Origin of the sequence: Pseudoxanthomonas mexicana (assembly GCF_014397415.1) — a bacterium.
GTDB lineage: Bacteria > Pseudomonadota > Gammaproteobacteria > Xanthomonadales > Xanthomonadaceae > Pseudoxanthomonas_A > Pseudoxanthomonas_A mexicana.
This window is the reverse complement of record NZ_CP060731.1, coordinates 454,604-469,003: the sequence shown is the minus strand read 5'-3', so window position 1 is coordinate 469,003 and position 14,400 is coordinate 454,604. Positions and strand designations below refer to the sequence as shown.

Annotated in this window: 13 protein-coding genes; 7 read left to right on the top strand and 6 right to left on the bottom strand. The window is 69.0% G+C overall.

Annotated elements, in window-relative coordinates; genetic code table 11:
- Nucleotides 1–43: 43 nt before the first annotated feature.
- Together rho and trxA are read right to left on the bottom strand one after the other, a co-directional pair.
- Nucleotides 44–1,738, bottom strand: coding sequence for a transcription termination factor Rho (gene rho / locus IAE60_RS02285; RefSeq protein WP_187573705.1), 1,695 nt, complete (start codon nucleotides 1,736–1,738; stop codon nucleotides 44–46).
- Between the two features lie 208 nt (nucleotides 1,739–1,946).
- Nucleotides 1,947–2,288, bottom strand: coding sequence for a thioredoxin TrxA (trxA, locus tag IAE60_RS02280; protein WP_062350453.1), 342 nt, complete (start codon nucleotides 2,286–2,288; stop codon nucleotides 1,947–1,949).
- 226 nt (nucleotides 2,289–2,514) lie between these two features.
- Between trxA and rhlB the strand changes: the two genes are divergently transcribed.
- From rhlB to ung, 5 genes are all read left to right on the top strand, one after another.
- Entirely contained in the window at nucleotides 2,515–4,191 is a 1,677-nt protein-coding gene (rhlB, locus tag IAE60_RS02275) for an ATP-dependent RNA helicase RhlB (RefSeq protein WP_187573704.1), read from the top strand.
- Between the two features lie 103 nt (nucleotides 4,192–4,294).
- On the top strand, nucleotides 4,295–4,981 hold the full coding sequence (ftsE, locus tag IAE60_RS02270; RefSeq protein ID WP_162111233.1) for a cell division ATP-binding protein FtsE: 687 nt from the start codon (nucleotides 4,295–4,297) through the stop codon (nucleotides 4,979–4,981).
- A complete protein-coding gene (ftsX, locus tag IAE60_RS02265) occupies nucleotides 4,978–5,922 on the top strand; it encodes a permease-like cell division protein FtsX (protein WP_187573703.1) in 945 nt (314 codons plus the stop codon). The genes ftsE and ftsX overlap by 4 nt, the downstream gene beginning before the upstream one ends.
- Before the next feature lie 13 nt (nucleotides 5,923–5,935).
- On the top strand, nucleotides 5,936–6,775 hold the full coding sequence (locus IAE60_RS02260) for a response regulator (RefSeq protein WP_185894463.1): 840 nt from the start codon (nucleotides 5,936–5,938) through the stop codon (nucleotides 6,773–6,775).
- A 16-nt stretch (nucleotides 6,776–6,791) separates the two neighbouring features.
- The gene (gene ung / locus IAE60_RS02255; RefSeq protein WP_187573702.1) at nucleotides 6,792–7,499 is read left to right on the top strand and encodes a uracil-DNA glycosylase; all 708 of its coding nucleotides are present in this window, start codon (nucleotides 6,792–6,794) and stop codon (nucleotides 7,497–7,499) included.
- 111 nt (nucleotides 7,500–7,610) lie between these two features.
- On the opposite strand, the gene IAE60_RS02250 is transcribed toward ung, so the two are convergent.
- Nucleotides 7,611–8,168: a DUF2059 domain-containing protein gene (locus tag IAE60_RS02250; RefSeq protein ID WP_187573701.1), complete on the bottom strand. Its 558-nt coding sequence runs from the start codon at nucleotides 8,166–8,168 to the stop codon at nucleotides 7,611–7,613.
- Nucleotides 8,169–8,292: 124 nt separating this feature from the next.
- On the opposite strand from IAE60_RS02250, the gene arfB reads away from it, so the two are divergent.
- Both arfB and IAE60_RS02240 read left to right on the top strand, forming a co-directional pair.
- The gene (gene arfB / locus IAE60_RS02245; protein WP_187573700.1) at nucleotides 8,293–8,727 is read left to right on the top strand and encodes an alternative ribosome rescue aminoacyl-tRNA hydrolase ArfB; all 435 of its coding nucleotides are present in this window, start codon (nucleotides 8,293–8,295) and stop codon (nucleotides 8,725–8,727) included.
- Between the two features lie 40 nt (nucleotides 8,728–8,767).
- Entirely contained in the window at nucleotides 8,768–9,328 is a 561-nt protein-coding gene (locus IAE60_RS02240) for a lysophospholipid acyltransferase family protein (RefSeq protein ID WP_162111245.1), read from the top strand.
- A gap of 230 nt (nucleotides 9,329–9,558) precedes the next feature.
- Here the strand turns inward: IAE60_RS02240 and IAE60_RS02235 are convergent, their stop codons facing one another.
- The 3 genes from IAE60_RS02235 to IAE60_RS02225 all read right to left on the bottom strand — a co-directional run bounded on the left by IAE60_RS02235 (nucleotide 9,559) and on the right by IAE60_RS02225 (nucleotide 14,368).
- Nucleotides 9,559–12,609: a TonB-dependent receptor gene (locus tag IAE60_RS02235; RefSeq protein WP_244966638.1), complete on the bottom strand. Its 3,051-nt coding sequence runs from the start codon at nucleotides 12,607–12,609 to the stop codon at nucleotides 9,559–9,561.
- Nucleotides 12,610–12,744: 135 nt separating this feature from the next.
- On the bottom strand, nucleotides 12,745–13,794 hold the full coding sequence (locus IAE60_RS02230) for a FecR family protein (protein WP_187573698.1): 1,050 nt from the start codon (nucleotides 13,792–13,794) through the stop codon (nucleotides 12,745–12,747).
- Nucleotides 13,772–14,368, bottom strand: a complete 597-nt coding sequence (locus IAE60_RS02225; protein WP_185894457.1) for an RNA polymerase sigma factor — start codon at nucleotides 14,366–14,368, stop codon at nucleotides 13,772–13,774. Before IAE60_RS02225 ends, IAE60_RS02230 begins: the two co-directional genes overlap by 23 nt.
- Nucleotides 14,369–14,400 lie beyond the last annotated feature (32 nt).

The window sequence follows — 14,400 nt, the reverse complement described above, 5'->3', positions numbered from 1 at the left end:
AAACGCCCCGCATCGCGGGGCGTTTCGTCGATCGTGCGCTGGATCAGCGCTTCATCGAGCTGAAGAACTCGTCGTTGGACTTGGTGTTCTTCATCTTGTCCAGCAGGAACTCCATCGCCGCGATCTCGTCCATCGGGTGCAGCAGCTTGCGCAGGATCCAGATCTTCTGCAGCAGCTCCGGTTCGATCAGCAGGTCCTCGCGGCGGGTGCCGGAGCGGTTGATGTCGATGGCCGGATAGACGCGCTTCTCGGTGATGCGGCGGTTCAGGTGCACTTCGCTGTTGCCGGTGCCCTTGAACTCTTCGTAGATCACCTCATCCATCTTGCTGCCGGTCTCGACCAGCGCGGTGGCGATGATGGTCAGCGAGCCGCCTTCTTCCACGTTGCGCGCGGCGCCGAAGAAGCGCTTCGGGCGATGCAGGGCGTTGGCGTCCACGCCACCGGTCAGCACCTTGCCGGAGCTGGGCACGACGTTGTTGTAGGCGCGGGCCAGGCGGGTGATCGAGTCGAGCATGATCACCACGTCCTTCTTGTGCTCCACCAGGCGCTTGGCGCGCTCGATCACCATCTCGGCGACCTGCACGTGGCGCGCGGCCGGCTCGTCGAAGGTCGAGCTGACCACTTCGCCGCGCACGGTGCGCTGCATCTCGGTGACTTCTTCCGGACGCTCGTCCACCAGCAGCACGATCAGGTGCACGTCCGGGTGGTTGGTCGTGATGGCGGTAGCGATCTGCTGCATCATGATCGTCTTGCCCGCCTTGGGCGGCGACACGATCAGCGCGCGCTGGCCCTTGCCCTGCGGCGCCATCAGGTCGAGGATGCGGCCGGCGATGTCTTCCGACGACCCGTTGCCGCGCTCCAGGGTGAAGCGGCGGCGCGGGAACAGCGGGGTCAGGTTCTCGAACAGCACCTTGTTCTTCGACGCTTCCAGCGGCTCGCCGTTGATGGTGTCGATGGTCGACAGCGCGAAGTAGCGCTCGCCGTCCTTCGGCCAGCGGATGCGGCCGGCCAGGTGGTCGCCGGTGCGCAGGTTGAAGCGGCGGATCTGGCTGGGGCTGATGTAGACGTCGTCCGGGCCGGCCAGGTAGCTGGCCTCGGCGGCGCGCAGGAAGCCGAAGCCGTCCGGCAGGATTTCCAGCACGCCGTCGGCGGCGACGCCTTCACCGTGGCGGGTCAGCACCTTCAACAGGGCGAAGATCACGTCCTGCTTGCGGGCGCGGGCGACGCCTTCCTGGATGTTCAGCTGCTCGGCGATGTCCAGCAGCTTGGGCGCGGGCATGCGCTTGAGATCGCCCAGCGAGTACTGCGGGAAACCCTCCGGCACGTTCGGCATCGCACGCGGAACGAATGGCTCCTGGCCGCCGTTGCCGTCCTGCGGCATGGCGTCGTGGCCCTGGCGGTCGCGCTCCCGGTTGCGATCGCGGCGGTTGCGGAAGCGGTCGCGGCGGTTGTTGCCGAAGCGGTTGCCGTCGCGGTCGCCACCCTCGTGCTGTTGGCCGCCCTGCGCCTGCGCGCCGGCGTTCTCGCTGGCGCCCTGCGACGGTGCCGGGGCGGCGGGTGCCGGGGGCGCCTCGGGGGCCGCGGCGCGTTCGGCGACCGGCGGCAGCGGAAGCTGCGGCGCGGGATCGGCCGCGCGCTCGGCGGGGGCGGCGGTATCGGCGGCGGGAGTCTTGGGGGCGCGGGTCTTGCGCACGCGCTTCTCGGCGGGGGCGCCGGTTTCGTTGCTGCTGTCGGACAAGTTGCGAATCCTCGCTAGGTGGCGAGCGCCGGCGTTGCGGCGGCGGGTGAGTAAAAGGAGACGGGGGCTTCAGATGGGTGCGGCGCATCCCCTGCGCCGGAATTCGGGTTCGACACTATCACCGGGTCTGGGTGGCGGCAAGCCGGGCCGCCACGGCGGGTTCAAGCGGATTCAGCCAGCGCGCCCCGCCATGCGGGGCGCCAGCGGTTCAGGCGGCCTGGGAGCCCAGCGCCTTGTCGATCATCTGGGTCAGCTGGCCCTTGCCGACGGCACCGATCTGGGTGGCCTGGATCTGGCCGTCCTTGAACAGCAGCAGCATCGGGATGGACCGCACGTGGTACTTGATGGCGGTGGCGCGGTTCTCGTCCACGTTGACCTTGGCGACCTTCAGCTTGCCGCCGTAGGTCTCGGCCAGTTCGTCCAGGACCGGCGAAATCATCTTGCAGGGGCCGCACCATTCGGCCCAGAAGTCCACCAGCACCGGCTCGCCGGACTGCAGCACGGCGGCGTCGAAATCGGCATCGCCGACGTGGGTCACTTTGTCGCTCACGGGGATCTCCTGCGGGGTCCGCGGACGGGCGCGGACGGGTTCGGGCCGGGACGGCCTCCACGATTGGGGTAAACTGGGGCGTTCCGCGACCTTTTCAAGGTTACCCAGGTGGTCGCGCAACCCGGCACAGGGGGCGCAGTGTGCGACGCCGGTTCGGCCGATGCAAGCACACCCACCGCATTCACACCACACGCGCGCGGAACACAGCGACGCAAAAGAAGAAGGCATGAGCGACAAACCGTTAACCGACATCACGTTCTCCTCGTTCGACCTGCATCCGGCGCTGCTCGCCGGGCTGGAAGGCGCAGGTTTCTCCCGCTGCACGCCGATCCAGGCGATGACGTTGCCGGTCGCCCTGGCGGGGCGCGATGTCGCCGGCCAGGCGCAGACCGGCACCGGCAAGACGCTGGCGTTCCTGGTGGCGGTGATGAACCGCCTGCTGAGCCGCCCGGCGCTGGCCGAGCGCAAGCCCGAGGATCCGCGCGCGCTGATCCTGGCGCCCACGCGCGAACTGGCCATCCAGATCCACAAGGACGCGGTGAAGTTCGGCGCCGACCTGGGCCTGCGCTTCGCCCTGGTCTATGGCGGCGTGGACTACGACAAGCAGCGCGAACTGCTGCAGAAGGGCGTGGACGTCATCATCGCCACGCCCGGCCGGCTGATCGACTACGTCAAGCAGCACAAGGTGGTCAGCCTGCACGCCTGCGAGGTGTGCGTGCTGGACGAAGCCGACCGCATGTTCGACCTGGGCTTCATCAAGGACATCCGTTTCCTGCTGCGGCGCATGCCCGAGCGCACCACCCGGCAGACGCTGCTGTTCTCGGCCACCCTCTCGCACCGCGTGCTGGAACTGGCCTACGAGCACATGAACGAGCCGGAGAAGCTCGTCGTCGAGACCGAGTTCATCACCGCGGCCAAGGTGCGGCAGAAGCTGTACTACCCGGCCGACGAGGAGAAGATCCCGCTGCTGATCGGCCTGCTGTCGCGCAGCGAGGGCGCGCGCACCATGGTGTTCGTCAACACCAAGGCCTTCGTCGAGCGCGTGGCGCGCGCGCTGGAGCGCGCCGGCTACCGCGTCGGCGTGCTGTCCGGCGACGTGCCGCAGAAGAAGCGCGAGTCGTTGCTGAAGAAGTTCCAGGCCGGCCAGCTGGAACTGCTGGTGGCCACCGACGTGGCCGCGCGCGGCCTGCATATCGATGGCGTGTCGCACGTGTTCAATTTCGACCTGCCGTTCGATGCCGAGGACTATGTGCACCGCATCGGCCGCACCGCTCGCCTGGGCGCCGAGGGCGATGCGATCAGCTTCGCGTGTGAGCGCTATGCGATGTCGCTGCCCGACATCGAGGCCTATATCGAGCAGAAGATCCCGTCCGAGCCGGTCACCGCGGAACTGCTGACGGCGCTGCCGCGTCCGGAGCGTCCGAAGCCGGTGGCAGGCGAAGGCGATGACGAAGAAGAAAGCATCGGCCAGATCTTCCGCGAGGCGCGCGAACAGAAGGCCGCCGACGAAGAACGCCGTGGGGGTGGCCGCAAGCCCGGTGGCGCCGGCGGTGCCGGTCGTCGCGACGGTACCCGCCGCGACGGTCCGCGTTCGGCCGACGGCAAGCCGCGCCCGCCGCGCGCACCGCGTGCGCCGCGCCCCGAAGGCGAGGCGGCCGCACCGGTGGCGCCCGCCGCTGCCGTGCCGCGTCCCGAGGCCGCCGCGCTGCCCGAAGGCGAGCGAAAGCCACGCAAGCGCCGTCGCCGTCGTCATGGCCGTCCACTGGAAGGGGCCGAGGGCGCCGTGGTGAATGTCGCACCGGCCGCACCCAAGCCGGTCGCCGCACCGAAGCCTGCCGACGACAATGCGGGTTTCCTGACCCGGCTGGGACGCAAGATCCGCGCGCTGGTATCTGGCGGCTGAGCCTGGCCATCGTGCGTGTCGTGGAAAAGCCGGGCATGTCCCGGCTTTTTCTTTGCGCGTCGGCATCGCCAGCGTCTTCGTCGGTCCGGCATAATCGGCGCACATGAGCGTCCTGCGATTCGAAAACGTCAGCAAGCAGTACCCCGGCGGCCACGCGGCGCTGGAGGACGTCAGCTTCGAGGTGGCCGAAGGCGAGATGCTGTTCGTCACCGGGCATTCCGGCGCGGGCAAGAGCACGTTGCTGAAACTGATCCACCTGAGCGAGCGGCCCAGCCGCGGTGCGGTGGTGTTTGGTGGCAGGAACCTGCTGAAGGTGCGTGGCGGCCGTATCCCGCTGCATCGTCGCGAGGTGGGCGCGGTCTACCAGGATCATCGCCTGCTCACCGACCGCACGGTGATGGAAAACGTCTCGCTGCCGCTGATCCTGCGCGGCGACCGCCGGGGCGATATCGGCAAGCGGGTGCGCGAGGTGCTGGCGCGGCTGGGGCTTGGCCACCGGGAGAATGCGCTGCCCACGCAGCTCTCCGCCGGCGAGCAGCAGCGCGTGGGCATCGCACGCGCCATCGTCGCCGAGCCGCGCCTGCTGGTGGCGGACGAGCCCACCGGCAACCTCGACCCCACACTGGCGGCGGAGATCATGTCGCTGTTCGCCTCCATGCCCGAGCGCGGCACCAGCGTGCTGGTGGTCAGCCACGATCTGTCGCTGCTGAAGCGGATGAAGAAGCGCGTGCTGATCCTCGACCACGGCAAGCTGGTCGACGACATTTCCCCGGCGGATCTGGCCGAATGAGCGACGCGAAGAACAGCCGTGCGCAGGCGCGCTCCGGTGCAGGCATCTGGCTGGACCAGCATCTCTACAGTGTCGTATCCAGCCTGGGACGGGCCGTGCGCCGCCCGTGGGCCACGCTGCTGACCGTCGGCGTGATGGCGGTGGCGTTCGCGCTGCCGCTGGGCCTGTGGCTGGCGTTGCAGAACGTGGGCCACTTCGCCGGCGATGTGCAGCAGTCGCGCGAGATCGACCTGTTCCTGACGCCCGAGACGCCGGTGGCGCGCGCGCAGGCGCTGGCGGAAACGCTGCGCGCGCGCGACGACGTGGCCAGCGTGGAGTTGCGCACCCCCGACCAGGGCCTGGCCGAGTTCCGCCAGCGCAGCGGACTGGCCGATTCGCTGGACCTGCTGGACGGCAATCCGCTGCCGGCCCTGCTGGTGGTGGTGCCGCAGGGCGATGAGGCGCGGCTGGTCACCGCGCTGGAGGCGTTGCCGGAAACGGACCTGCTGCAGCACGATGCGGCCTGGCGCGAACGTCTGACCGGTTGGATGGGGTTCGGTGAGCGCCTGACCTGGGTGCTGGCCGCCCTGTTCGGGCTGGGTGCGTTGCTGGTGGTGGGCAATACCGTGCGCCTGGACATCCAGTCGCGGCGCGAGGAGATCGGCGTGCTGCAGTTGCTGGGTGCCAGCGACGGCTTCATCCGCCGGCCTTTCGTCTACCTGGGGGCCTGGTATGGCCTGGCGGCCGGTGCGCTGGCCCTGGGACTGCTGACGCTGGCAGCGCTGGCGCTGCGTGATCCGCTGGCCGCGCTGGCGCGCAGCTATGGCAGCCCGTTCACGCTGTCAGGGCTGGATCCGCTGGGTGCTGCGCTCGTGGTCCTGGCGGCCACGATCGTGGGCTGGCTGGGCGCATGGCTGGTGACCGGCCACTTCTTGCGTCAGACTCGCCCGACTGCCACCTGACTTCCGCATCTTCATGGCCCAAGAGCTCCGGCATCTGATCAGCGACGCGCCCCGCGTAATGGTGGTGGATGGGTCGAAGCTGGTGCGCAAGCTGATCGCCGACGTGCTGCAGCGCGAAGTGCCGGGGGTGCAGGTGATCGGCTGCTCCAGCATCGCCGAGGCGCGCGTCGCGCTGGAACAGGGCGAAGTGCACCTGGTCACCACCGCCCTGGCGCTGCCCGACGGCGACGGGCTGGAGATCGCGCGCAGCGTGCGCGAGGCGGCGGGCCAGGCCTATGTGCCGGTGATCGTGGTGTCCGGCGATGCCCAGCAGCACCTAGAAGAGCGCCGCTTCACCGAGTTCGTCACCGATTATTTCGACAAGGCGCTGGGCCACGAGGCGCTGGCGACCTTCATCCGCGGCTACGTGCAGCCCGAGCCGGTGGTGGGTGCGACGATCCTCTACATCGAGGACAGCCGCGTGGTGGCCGAGACCACGCGGCGCATGCTGGAGCGTCAGTCGCTCAACGTGGTGCACGTGCTGAAGGCGGAGGATGCGTTCGCCCTGCTTACCGCCGAATCGCTGGGCCTGTCCACGCACAAGTTCGACCTGGTACTGACCGACGTGATCCTGAAGGGCGAGCTGAGCGGGCGCGACATCGTGCAGCGCATCCGCGTGGATTTCGCCTACGGCAAGCGGCGCCTGCCGATCCTGGTGATGACCGGCGACAGCAATCGCGACAACCAGGCCGAGCTGCTGCAGGCCGGCGCCAACGACCTCGTGCTGAAGCCGATCGCCGAGCGCCTGCTGGTGACCAAGGTCCTGTTCCAGCTGCGTCTGGCGCGCATGGACGCATCGCGCGCGCTGGTCTGAGGCGCGTGCGTCCGGCATGACCGAAGAAGACCGCATCAGGCTGGAGCCTTCCTGGAAGGCGCGCATCGGCGACTGGCTGCAGCGGCCGGAGATGCGCGAGCTGTCCGCGTTCCTGCGCCAGCGCAAGGCCGCGGGCGCGCGCATCTATCCGCCGGGGCCGCAGATCTTCGCGGCCTTCGACGCCACGCCGTTCGACGCGGTGAAAGTGGTGATCCTGGGCCAGGACCCCTACCACGGCCCCGGGCAGGCGCACGGGCTGTGCTTCTCGGTGCTGCCCGGCGTGCCGGTGCCGCCGTCGCTGGCGAACATCTTCAAGGAGCTCAATGCCGACCTGGGCATCGCGCCGCCGGACCATGGCTGCCTGCTGTCGTGGGCGCGCCAGGGCGTGCTGCTGCTCAATGCCGTGCTGACGGTGGAAGAAGGACGTGCCGGCGCCCACCAGGGCAAGGGCTGGGAAGGCTTCACCGACCACGCCATCGAGACGCTGGCGCGTGAGCGCGAAGGGCTGGTGTTCCTGCTGTGGGGCAGCTACGCGCAGGCCAAGGGCAAGGTGATCGACACGCGCCGGCACCGCGTGCTGCGCGCGCCGCATCCCTCGCCGCTGTCGGCGCATCGTGGTTTCCTGGGATGCGGGCACTTCGGCGCCACCAACCAGTACCTGGCGCAGCGGGGACTGTCGCCTATCGACTGGCGGTTGCCGCCGCGCGACCAACTGGTGCTTTGAGCGCGCAGTGTGGGATGGCGGTCTGTGGGAGCGACGTAAGTCGCGATGAGGCGTTACCGGTAAAGCATCGCGACTTACGTCGCTCCCACGCCATAAACGCCTACTCAGGCGTCAGCGCGTCCGGCGTCGCTTCTGGGGTGGCGAAACCGGGGGCGGCGGCGTGACCGGGATGTTCTTGATCTCGGCCTGCAGCTCGTCCAGCATCGGTACCATCTTCTGCTGCACGGCGGTCATGATGTTCTGCATCAGCGCCGGATTCTTGTCGAGCATGCGCTGGCCGGCGGCGCTTTCGTAGAACTTGGTGATCGCCCGCACGTCCTCGCGCGTGTAGGTCTTCTTGTAGACGTCCAGGTACACCGGGCGCATCTCTTCCCACGACAGCGCCTTGCGCACGATCTCCTGGGTCTTGGCCTGGATGCGGGCCACCTCGGCCTTCTGCTCTTCGGTCATCTCCTTGCCGGCGAAGTGCTTGTCGAACTCCTGCTGCTGCACCGCCTCCATCTGCGGCACCACGCCCGCGAGCAGGCTTTCGGCGCGCGATGCCTTGAGCAGGCGGTCGATGTCCGCGTCGGTGGGCTCGGCGGCGAAGGTCGGTGCGGACGCCGCCAGGGCGAGAGCGATCAGGAGGCGGGACAGGGCGCGGGCCGTGGTCGACGTAGGGTGGGGCATGCGGCGTGGACGGCGTGGAACAGGGTCGTAGGGTGCCTGTCCGGGAGTAAATCTGGTGTTAATCGACGACGATCGGGGCGCCAGCGCGCTGCGAACGGCCCCGCATCCTGACTACAATCCGCGCATGGGGAGCACCGCACTCGAGATCACGCCGACGCTGTCGATACCGGACAACGAACTCGTCGAACGGTTCGTGCGCGCCAGCGGCGCGGGCGGGCAGAACGTCAACAAGGTCGCCACCGCGGTGGAGCTGCGCTTCGACGTGGCCGGTTCGCCGTCGCTGCCCGACGCCCTGCGCGAGCGGCTGCTGTCCCGGCGCGACCGCCGCCTCACCGACGAAGGCGTGCTGGTGATCGACGCGCAACGTTTCCGCACGCAGGACCGCAATCGACAAGACGCGCGCGAGCGCCTGGCCGCGCTGATCGCCGCGGCGCTGGTGGTGCCGAAGAAGCGCATCGCCACCAAGCCCTCGCGCGCGGCCAAGGCGCGCCGGCTGGACGCCAAGCGCGGACGCAGCGAGGTCAAGCGCGGCCGGTCGCAGAAGAACCAATGGGAGTAACCGCTTGAGCCACGACATCGTCCCGCGCATCCCGCCGAACATGCCGCAGGTGCCGCCCAACCGCTTCACCCGCTGGATGGGCCGCACTTTCCTGCGCGTGTTCGGCTGGAAGATCGTCGGCACGCTGCCGGACATCCCCAAGCTGGTGATGATCGTGGCGCCGCACTCGTCCAACTGGGACGGCATCTGGGGCATGGCGGCGAAGATCGCGATGGGTTTCCAGGTGCGCGTGCTGGGCAAGGCGCAGCTGTTCTGGTGGCCGCTGTCGCCGCTGCTGCGCAAGCTGGGCGTGGTGCCAGTGGATCGCAGTTCGCCGCAGGGCACGGTGGAACAGGCGGTCCGCATGATCCGTCAGTCCGACAGGATGTGGTTCGCGCTGACACCTGAAGGCACCCGCAAGCGCGTGGACAAGTGGAAGGGCGGCTTCCTGAAGATCGCCCAGCAGGCGCAGGTACCCATCCTGATGGCGTACTTCCACTATCCCGAGAAGACCATCGGCATCGGCGATGTGTATTACCCCACCGGCGACATGGACACCGACATGGCTGCGATCCGTGCGTGGTACCAACCGTGGCAGGGGAAGAACCGCGGGACGGTGTGAGCGTCGAGGGGCCTGGACCTGGTCGGAGTTGGGCCAGCGCGTGCGCCAGGATGACGAAGTCGCGGTTGCCTCGTGGGCGTTCGGTGCAGCATGGGAGGCGTGCAGAGACGCGGGGTTCCGGCATTCGCCGGGAGGACGGGTCGCGAATCTCCTGAGCGGTTGGCCGTCGGCGTCCGAAAAGAAAAGGCCCGCCTTGCGGCGGGCCTCGCTCCCTTCCCTGGGGTTGCGGGTTACAGCGCTTCGCCGCCCAGCTTCCAGGTGACCTGCAGGAAGTAGCTGCGGCCGGTGGAGTCGAACCAGGACGTGTCGTAGTACGGATAGTTCGCCCAGGTGGCGTCCTTGGGTGGCATGTCGTCCAGCAAGTTGTTGACGGTCAGCGACACGCGCAGGTGGTCGTTGATGTCGTAACGCGCACCTGCATTGAAGCGCCATGTCGCCTTGGTCCAGGCGTCGTTGGCGTAGTTGGCCACGCGGCCCAGGTAGTTGCCGAACAGGCTGGCTCCCCAGGCGTTGCGGTCCCAGCTCACGCCCAGGTTGCCCTTCTGCCGCGGCAACGTGGTGGCGCTGAAGCTGACGTCCAGCATGTCCTCTTCCGGGTCGCCCGGATACTGCTGGCGCGTGTGCTTGTCGGCCCAGGTGTAGGTGCCGGTGAAGCGGAAGTCGCCCGCGTTCGCCGTCTGCAGGCGATAGTTGGCGGTGACGTCGATGCCCGACGTTTCCTCGTTGGCGATGTTGATCGGCGCGAAGCGGACGCTGGTGATGTTGCCGTCCGCATCGCGGATCACCCGCGCGAGGGCGTCCACGCAGGTCGGCGAATTGATGTCCACGGCGGCACCGCTGTCGGTGGTGCCGAGGCGGCAGTTGGCCTCGTCGACGCGCAGCTGCTCGCGGCTCTGCGCCTGTACCTGGTTGGACACGCGGATGCGGTAGTAGTCCACCGCCAGGTCGAAGTTGGCGAACGGCGACCACACGAAGCCCGCGGAGAACGACTTGCTGGTCTCCACGTCCAGGTCCATGTTGCCCGTGTAGACGTCGAACGTGTTGATGTCCCACGTGCCGTCGTCGTAGCACTCGTCGTCGCTGAAGGTCGGCTCGTCGGTGCGGCACTGGTAGTAGTCGGTCGACAGCGTGCGGTAGTAGTCGTCGCCGGCGAACAGGTAGTGCATGTCCGGCGCGCGGAAGCCGGTGCCGTAGGAGCCGCGCACCAGCAGCGTGTCGAGCGGACGCCATTCCAAGCCCGCGCTGTAGGTGAACTTGCCCGGGTTCTTGTTGCCGTAGTCGTAACGGTCGTAGCGGCCGGCCAGGCTGGCTTCCAGGGTGGACAGCAGCGGCATGCGGAACTCGGCGGCCACGCTCCAGCGGTCGCGATCGCCCTCGCCGTCGCCGTAGCGCGGGCCGTAGTAGGCGTCGGCGGTCAGGGCGAGCGGATCGGGATTGATCTCGTACGACTGCTGGCCGTACTCGATGGCCGCGGCGAAGCCGACGTCGCCGGCCGGCAGGGTGAACAGCGCCGGCGTGTCGAGGGTGAAGCTGAGGTTGTCGTTGTCGGCCTTGGGACGGAAGGTGGACATCGCCGCGATGCTGGCGAACTCGGCCGGCGTCAGCGGGGTGAACAGGCGCGTCGGGTCGGGGCTATAGATCGCGTAGCCGTCGGCGTCGTAGCCCTGGCGTTCGCCGAGGAACAGCTCGTTGGCGGCCTGCGCGCGGATGCGCGGCATGCCCACTTCCGCCTTGTACTGCGAATGGTTGTAGGCCGCTTCCCAGTTCCAGGCCTCGCCGAAGGCGCCCTGCAGGCCGGTGGTGACCGCAAACGTCTTCTGCGTGGTGACGTTCATGCGGTTGCGCAGGCCGCCGATTTCCTCGGGCGTGAACTGGCGGGACCAGACCTCGTAATGGCCGGTGAGGGCGTTGTAGAAGACCTTGTCGTTGTTGTCCGTGGAGTTGGGATCGTGGAACTCCCAGCCCATGACGTCGCTGACCACGTCGTTGCCGTTGGTGCCGGTGAGCAGCCTGACTTCCTGGCGGCCGGCCTGCACATCGGCAAACCACGACAGGCTGTCGGAGAACCGGTACTCGAACGAACCGTACGCGGTGACGCCCTTGCGCTCGTTCTGGATGGTCCGGTACGCGATGGCGCGCTCGCTGCCGCAGTAGGGTTCGCCCCAGCGGTTTTCCGCGAGCACGGTGGTGCCTTCGTTCAGGCCGCCCATCGCCGCGCAGTCGTCGTCGGGACCGATGAGGACGTCGTCATCCCAGTCGTAGCGTTGCGCGGTGAGCCGCGGCAGGCTCCGGCGCGAGGTGGGCGCGTCGAGGGTGGAGTCCTGGTTGCTGCGCTCGTAGCCCCACAGCGGGCGCTTGTCGAGCAGTTCGACGCCGACGATGCCGCTGAACGCATCGCGCTCGAAGCCGGTGGTCAGGGTGAGCTTGTGCGATTCGCCGCCACCGCGTTCGGTGTCGCCGTAGCGGTAGTCGATGATGGTGCCGTCGGTGGACTTCTTCAGGATGAAGTTGATCACGCCGGCCATGGCGTCGGAGCCGTAGACCGCCGAGGCGCTGCCGGTCAGCACTTCGATGCGGTCGATCATGCCCAGCGGGATGTTGCCGATGTCGGTGAAGTTGCTGCGGCCGTTGAGCGGCAGCGGGAAGTCGGCGATGCGGCGGCCGTTGATCAGCACCAGCGTGTGGTTGGGGCCCAGGCCACGCAGGTCGACCGCCTGTGCGCCGGGCGTGGACTGGGCGCTGGTGGTGTTCTGCTGGCCCTGCACGCTGCCGCTGTTCTGGCTCAGCGAACGCAGTACCTCGGGCACCGAGGTCAGGCCGGCGGCCTGGATCTGTTCCGCCGTCACCACCGTGATCGGCGCCGGACCTTCGATCTGCGCACGCGGGATGCGCGAGCCGGTGACCTGCAGGGTCTCCAGCTGGGTTACGGGTTCTTCGGCCTGTGCGGCACCGCCGCCGGGAGGCGCCTCCTGAGGCGCGGGACGCGGCGCCGGGGCACGACGCGGGGTGGCGGCGGCCTGCACGATCAGCACCGCGCCGGAGGCGTCGCGCTTGGCTTCGAAGCCGCTGCCCTTGAGCAGCCGTTCCAGCGCCTGTTCGGTGTTCGCGGCGCCCTGCACGCCCGTGGTGCGACGGCCCTTCATCTGGTCGGCGCGGTACACCAGCTGCGTGCCGGACTGCTTGGCCAGCGTGTTCAGCGCCGTGGCCAGCTCGCCGGCGGGCAGGTCGATGCGGCCGGGCGCCGCCTGGGCCTGCGCGGACAGCGCCGCGCTACAGGCCATGCTCAACAGCAGGACTCGCATTGGATACCGCATGGAAGACTCTCCCCGGGGCGCTCGGAATGGCGCCTTCTGGACATCAGGACGAACGAACCGGACAAATCCCCCCGCGACGTTCGTCGGTGGCGCGGCGGCCCGCTAGCGTGCGTGCAGGACGATGCGCTCCGGGTGCCGCTCCACGCGGACCGGGAACCCCTGTTCCAGCAGGCGCGCGAAGCCCTCGGCATTGGACCAGCGGAAGTTCCCGCCCACGCGCAGGTCGGCCACCGTGGCGTCGGCCAGCTCCAGCTTGCGTGCATTGAACCGGTTGAACTCGGCGGCGGCCTCGGCCAGCGAGGTGTCGTCGAAGGTCAGGAATCCCTCCCGCCACTCCAGGTAGCGTTCGGCATCGGCCACCGGGACCGAGCGCACCAGCACGCCGTTGCGCCCGGCGGTGGCCACGCTGCCGGCCGGCAGCAGGGATACCGGTTGCGCGCGGCCGTCGTCGCCGATGCGGGTTTCAAGGCGCACCTTGCCCTCGGTCACCACCACGCGCACGTCCTCGGGGTTGCGGCGCACGGAGAAGCGGGTGCCCACGGCGGCGACGCGGCGGCCCTGCGCTTCCACCACGAAGGGGCGACGCCGGTCGTGGGCCACGTCGAAGAAGGCTTCGCCGCGCTTCAGCGCGACATGGCGTTCTTGGCGGGTGATCCGCACGTCGAGCTGGCTGTCGCTGCTGAGGGTGGCGAGAGAGCCGTCCGGCAGGGTCAGGGTCTGCACCTGGCCGACGGCACTGGCGTAGTGCGCCTGCTGGCGCCCGGTCAGCTGCCAGCCGCCCCATGCCGCCGAGCCCAGCGCCAGCATCGCCAGCGCGGCCGCCACTCCGTGCCGCCAGCGGCCCGGGCGCGCGTGCGCATGGCGCGGCGCGAAGGTGATGCCGCGCAGGTCGGGTAGGCCAGGCGCAGGAGCACCGGGGCCGGCGGCCTCGGTGCGCGGCGGCGGTCCACCCGCCGGCAGGCCGGCCGCCAGCGCCTGCAGGCGGCCGGCCTCGGCCCAGGCGGCCTCTAGCCTCAGGAACGCGACCTTGTGGCGCGCCGACGCCGACAGCCATGCCTCCAGCGCCTGCTGGTCGTGCGGCGCCCAGTCTCCCGCGTCGCGGCGCACCAGCCAGTCGGCCGCCTGCTGTTCAATCCGCTTGCTGTCGGTCATGTCCGTCGTCCTCGTCCATGACAAGGCGGGCATTCCTGCGCCCGCCCGGCGCGTGCGCATCGTCGCCACCGTACAGATGGTCGGCGATCAGGCGCATCCCCTTGGCCAGATGTTTTTCCACGGTCTTCTCGCTGATGCCCAGGCGCGCGGCGACCGCCTTCTGCGGCAGCTCCTCCACGCGTCGCAGCCACACCACTTCGCGGCAACGGTCGGGGAGTCGGTCCAGGGCCTCCACCACGCGCTTGAGCGCCTGGCGGGTCCCGGTCCAGCGCTCGGGCGACACCTCGTCGATCAGGTAGACGTTCGAGGACTCGAAATCACCCACCGGCTCGATCGACACCACCCGGCTGCGGCGCAGGCGATCGGTCATCAGGTGGCGCGCGGTGGTGAACAGAAAGGCCTTGGGCGCGTCCGGGCGCACGCGCCCGGCGGCTTCATAGACCCGCGCGTAGACCTCCTGGCGCAGGTCGTGCCATTCGTCGCGGTGCGGCCAGTGACGTTGCAGGAACAGCGCCAGTGCCCGTTCATGGACCAGCACTTCGCGGACGAACCACGCATCGAATTCAGTGGGCATGCCCGCACTCTAGCCCAAGCGCGCGCGCCGCG

Excerpts from the sequence above, each read along its gene's own strand:
- IAE60_RS02235 (WP_244966638.1), bottom strand. The coding sequence starts at position 12,609 with ATGGCCTGTAGCGCGGCGCTGTCCGCGCAGGCCCAGGCGGCGCCCGGC.
- IAE60_RS02240 (WP_162111245.1), top strand. The coding sequence starts at position 8,768 with ATGCCGCAGGTGCCGCCCAACCGCTTCACCCGCTGGATGGGCCGCACT.
- IAE60_RS02250 (WP_187573701.1), bottom strand. The coding sequence starts at position 8,168 with ATGCCCCACCCTACGTCGACCACGGCCCGCGCCCTGTCCCGCCTCCTG.
- rhlB (WP_187573704.1), top strand. The coding sequence starts at position 2,515 with ATGAGCGACAAACCGTTAACCGACATCACGTTCTCCTCGTTCGACCTG.
- IAE60_RS02260 (WP_185894463.1), top strand. The coding sequence starts at position 5,936 with ATGGCCCAAGAGCTCCGGCATCTGATCAGCGACGCGCCCCGCGTAATG.
- ung (WP_187573702.1), top strand. The coding sequence starts at position 6,792 with ATGACCGAAGAAGACCGCATCAGGCTGGAGCCTTCCTGGAAGGCGCGC.
- IAE60_RS02225 (WP_185894457.1), bottom strand. The coding sequence starts at position 14,368 with ATGCCCACTGAATTCGATGCGTGGTTCGTCCGCGAAGTGCTGGTCCAT.
- arfB (WP_187573700.1), top strand. The coding sequence starts at position 8,293 with ATGGGGAGCACCGCACTCGAGATCACGCCGACGCTGTCGATACCGGAC.
- ftsX (WP_187573703.1), top strand. The coding sequence starts at position 4,978 with ATGAGCGACGCGAAGAACAGCCGTGCGCAGGCGCGCTCCGGTGCAGGC.
- IAE60_RS02230 (WP_187573698.1), bottom strand. The coding sequence starts at position 13,794 with ATGACCGACAGCAAGCGGATTGAACAGCAGGCGGCCGACTGGCTGGTG.
- ftsE (WP_162111233.1), top strand. The coding sequence starts at position 4,295 with ATGAGCGTCCTGCGATTCGAAAACGTCAGCAAGCAGTACCCCGGCGGC.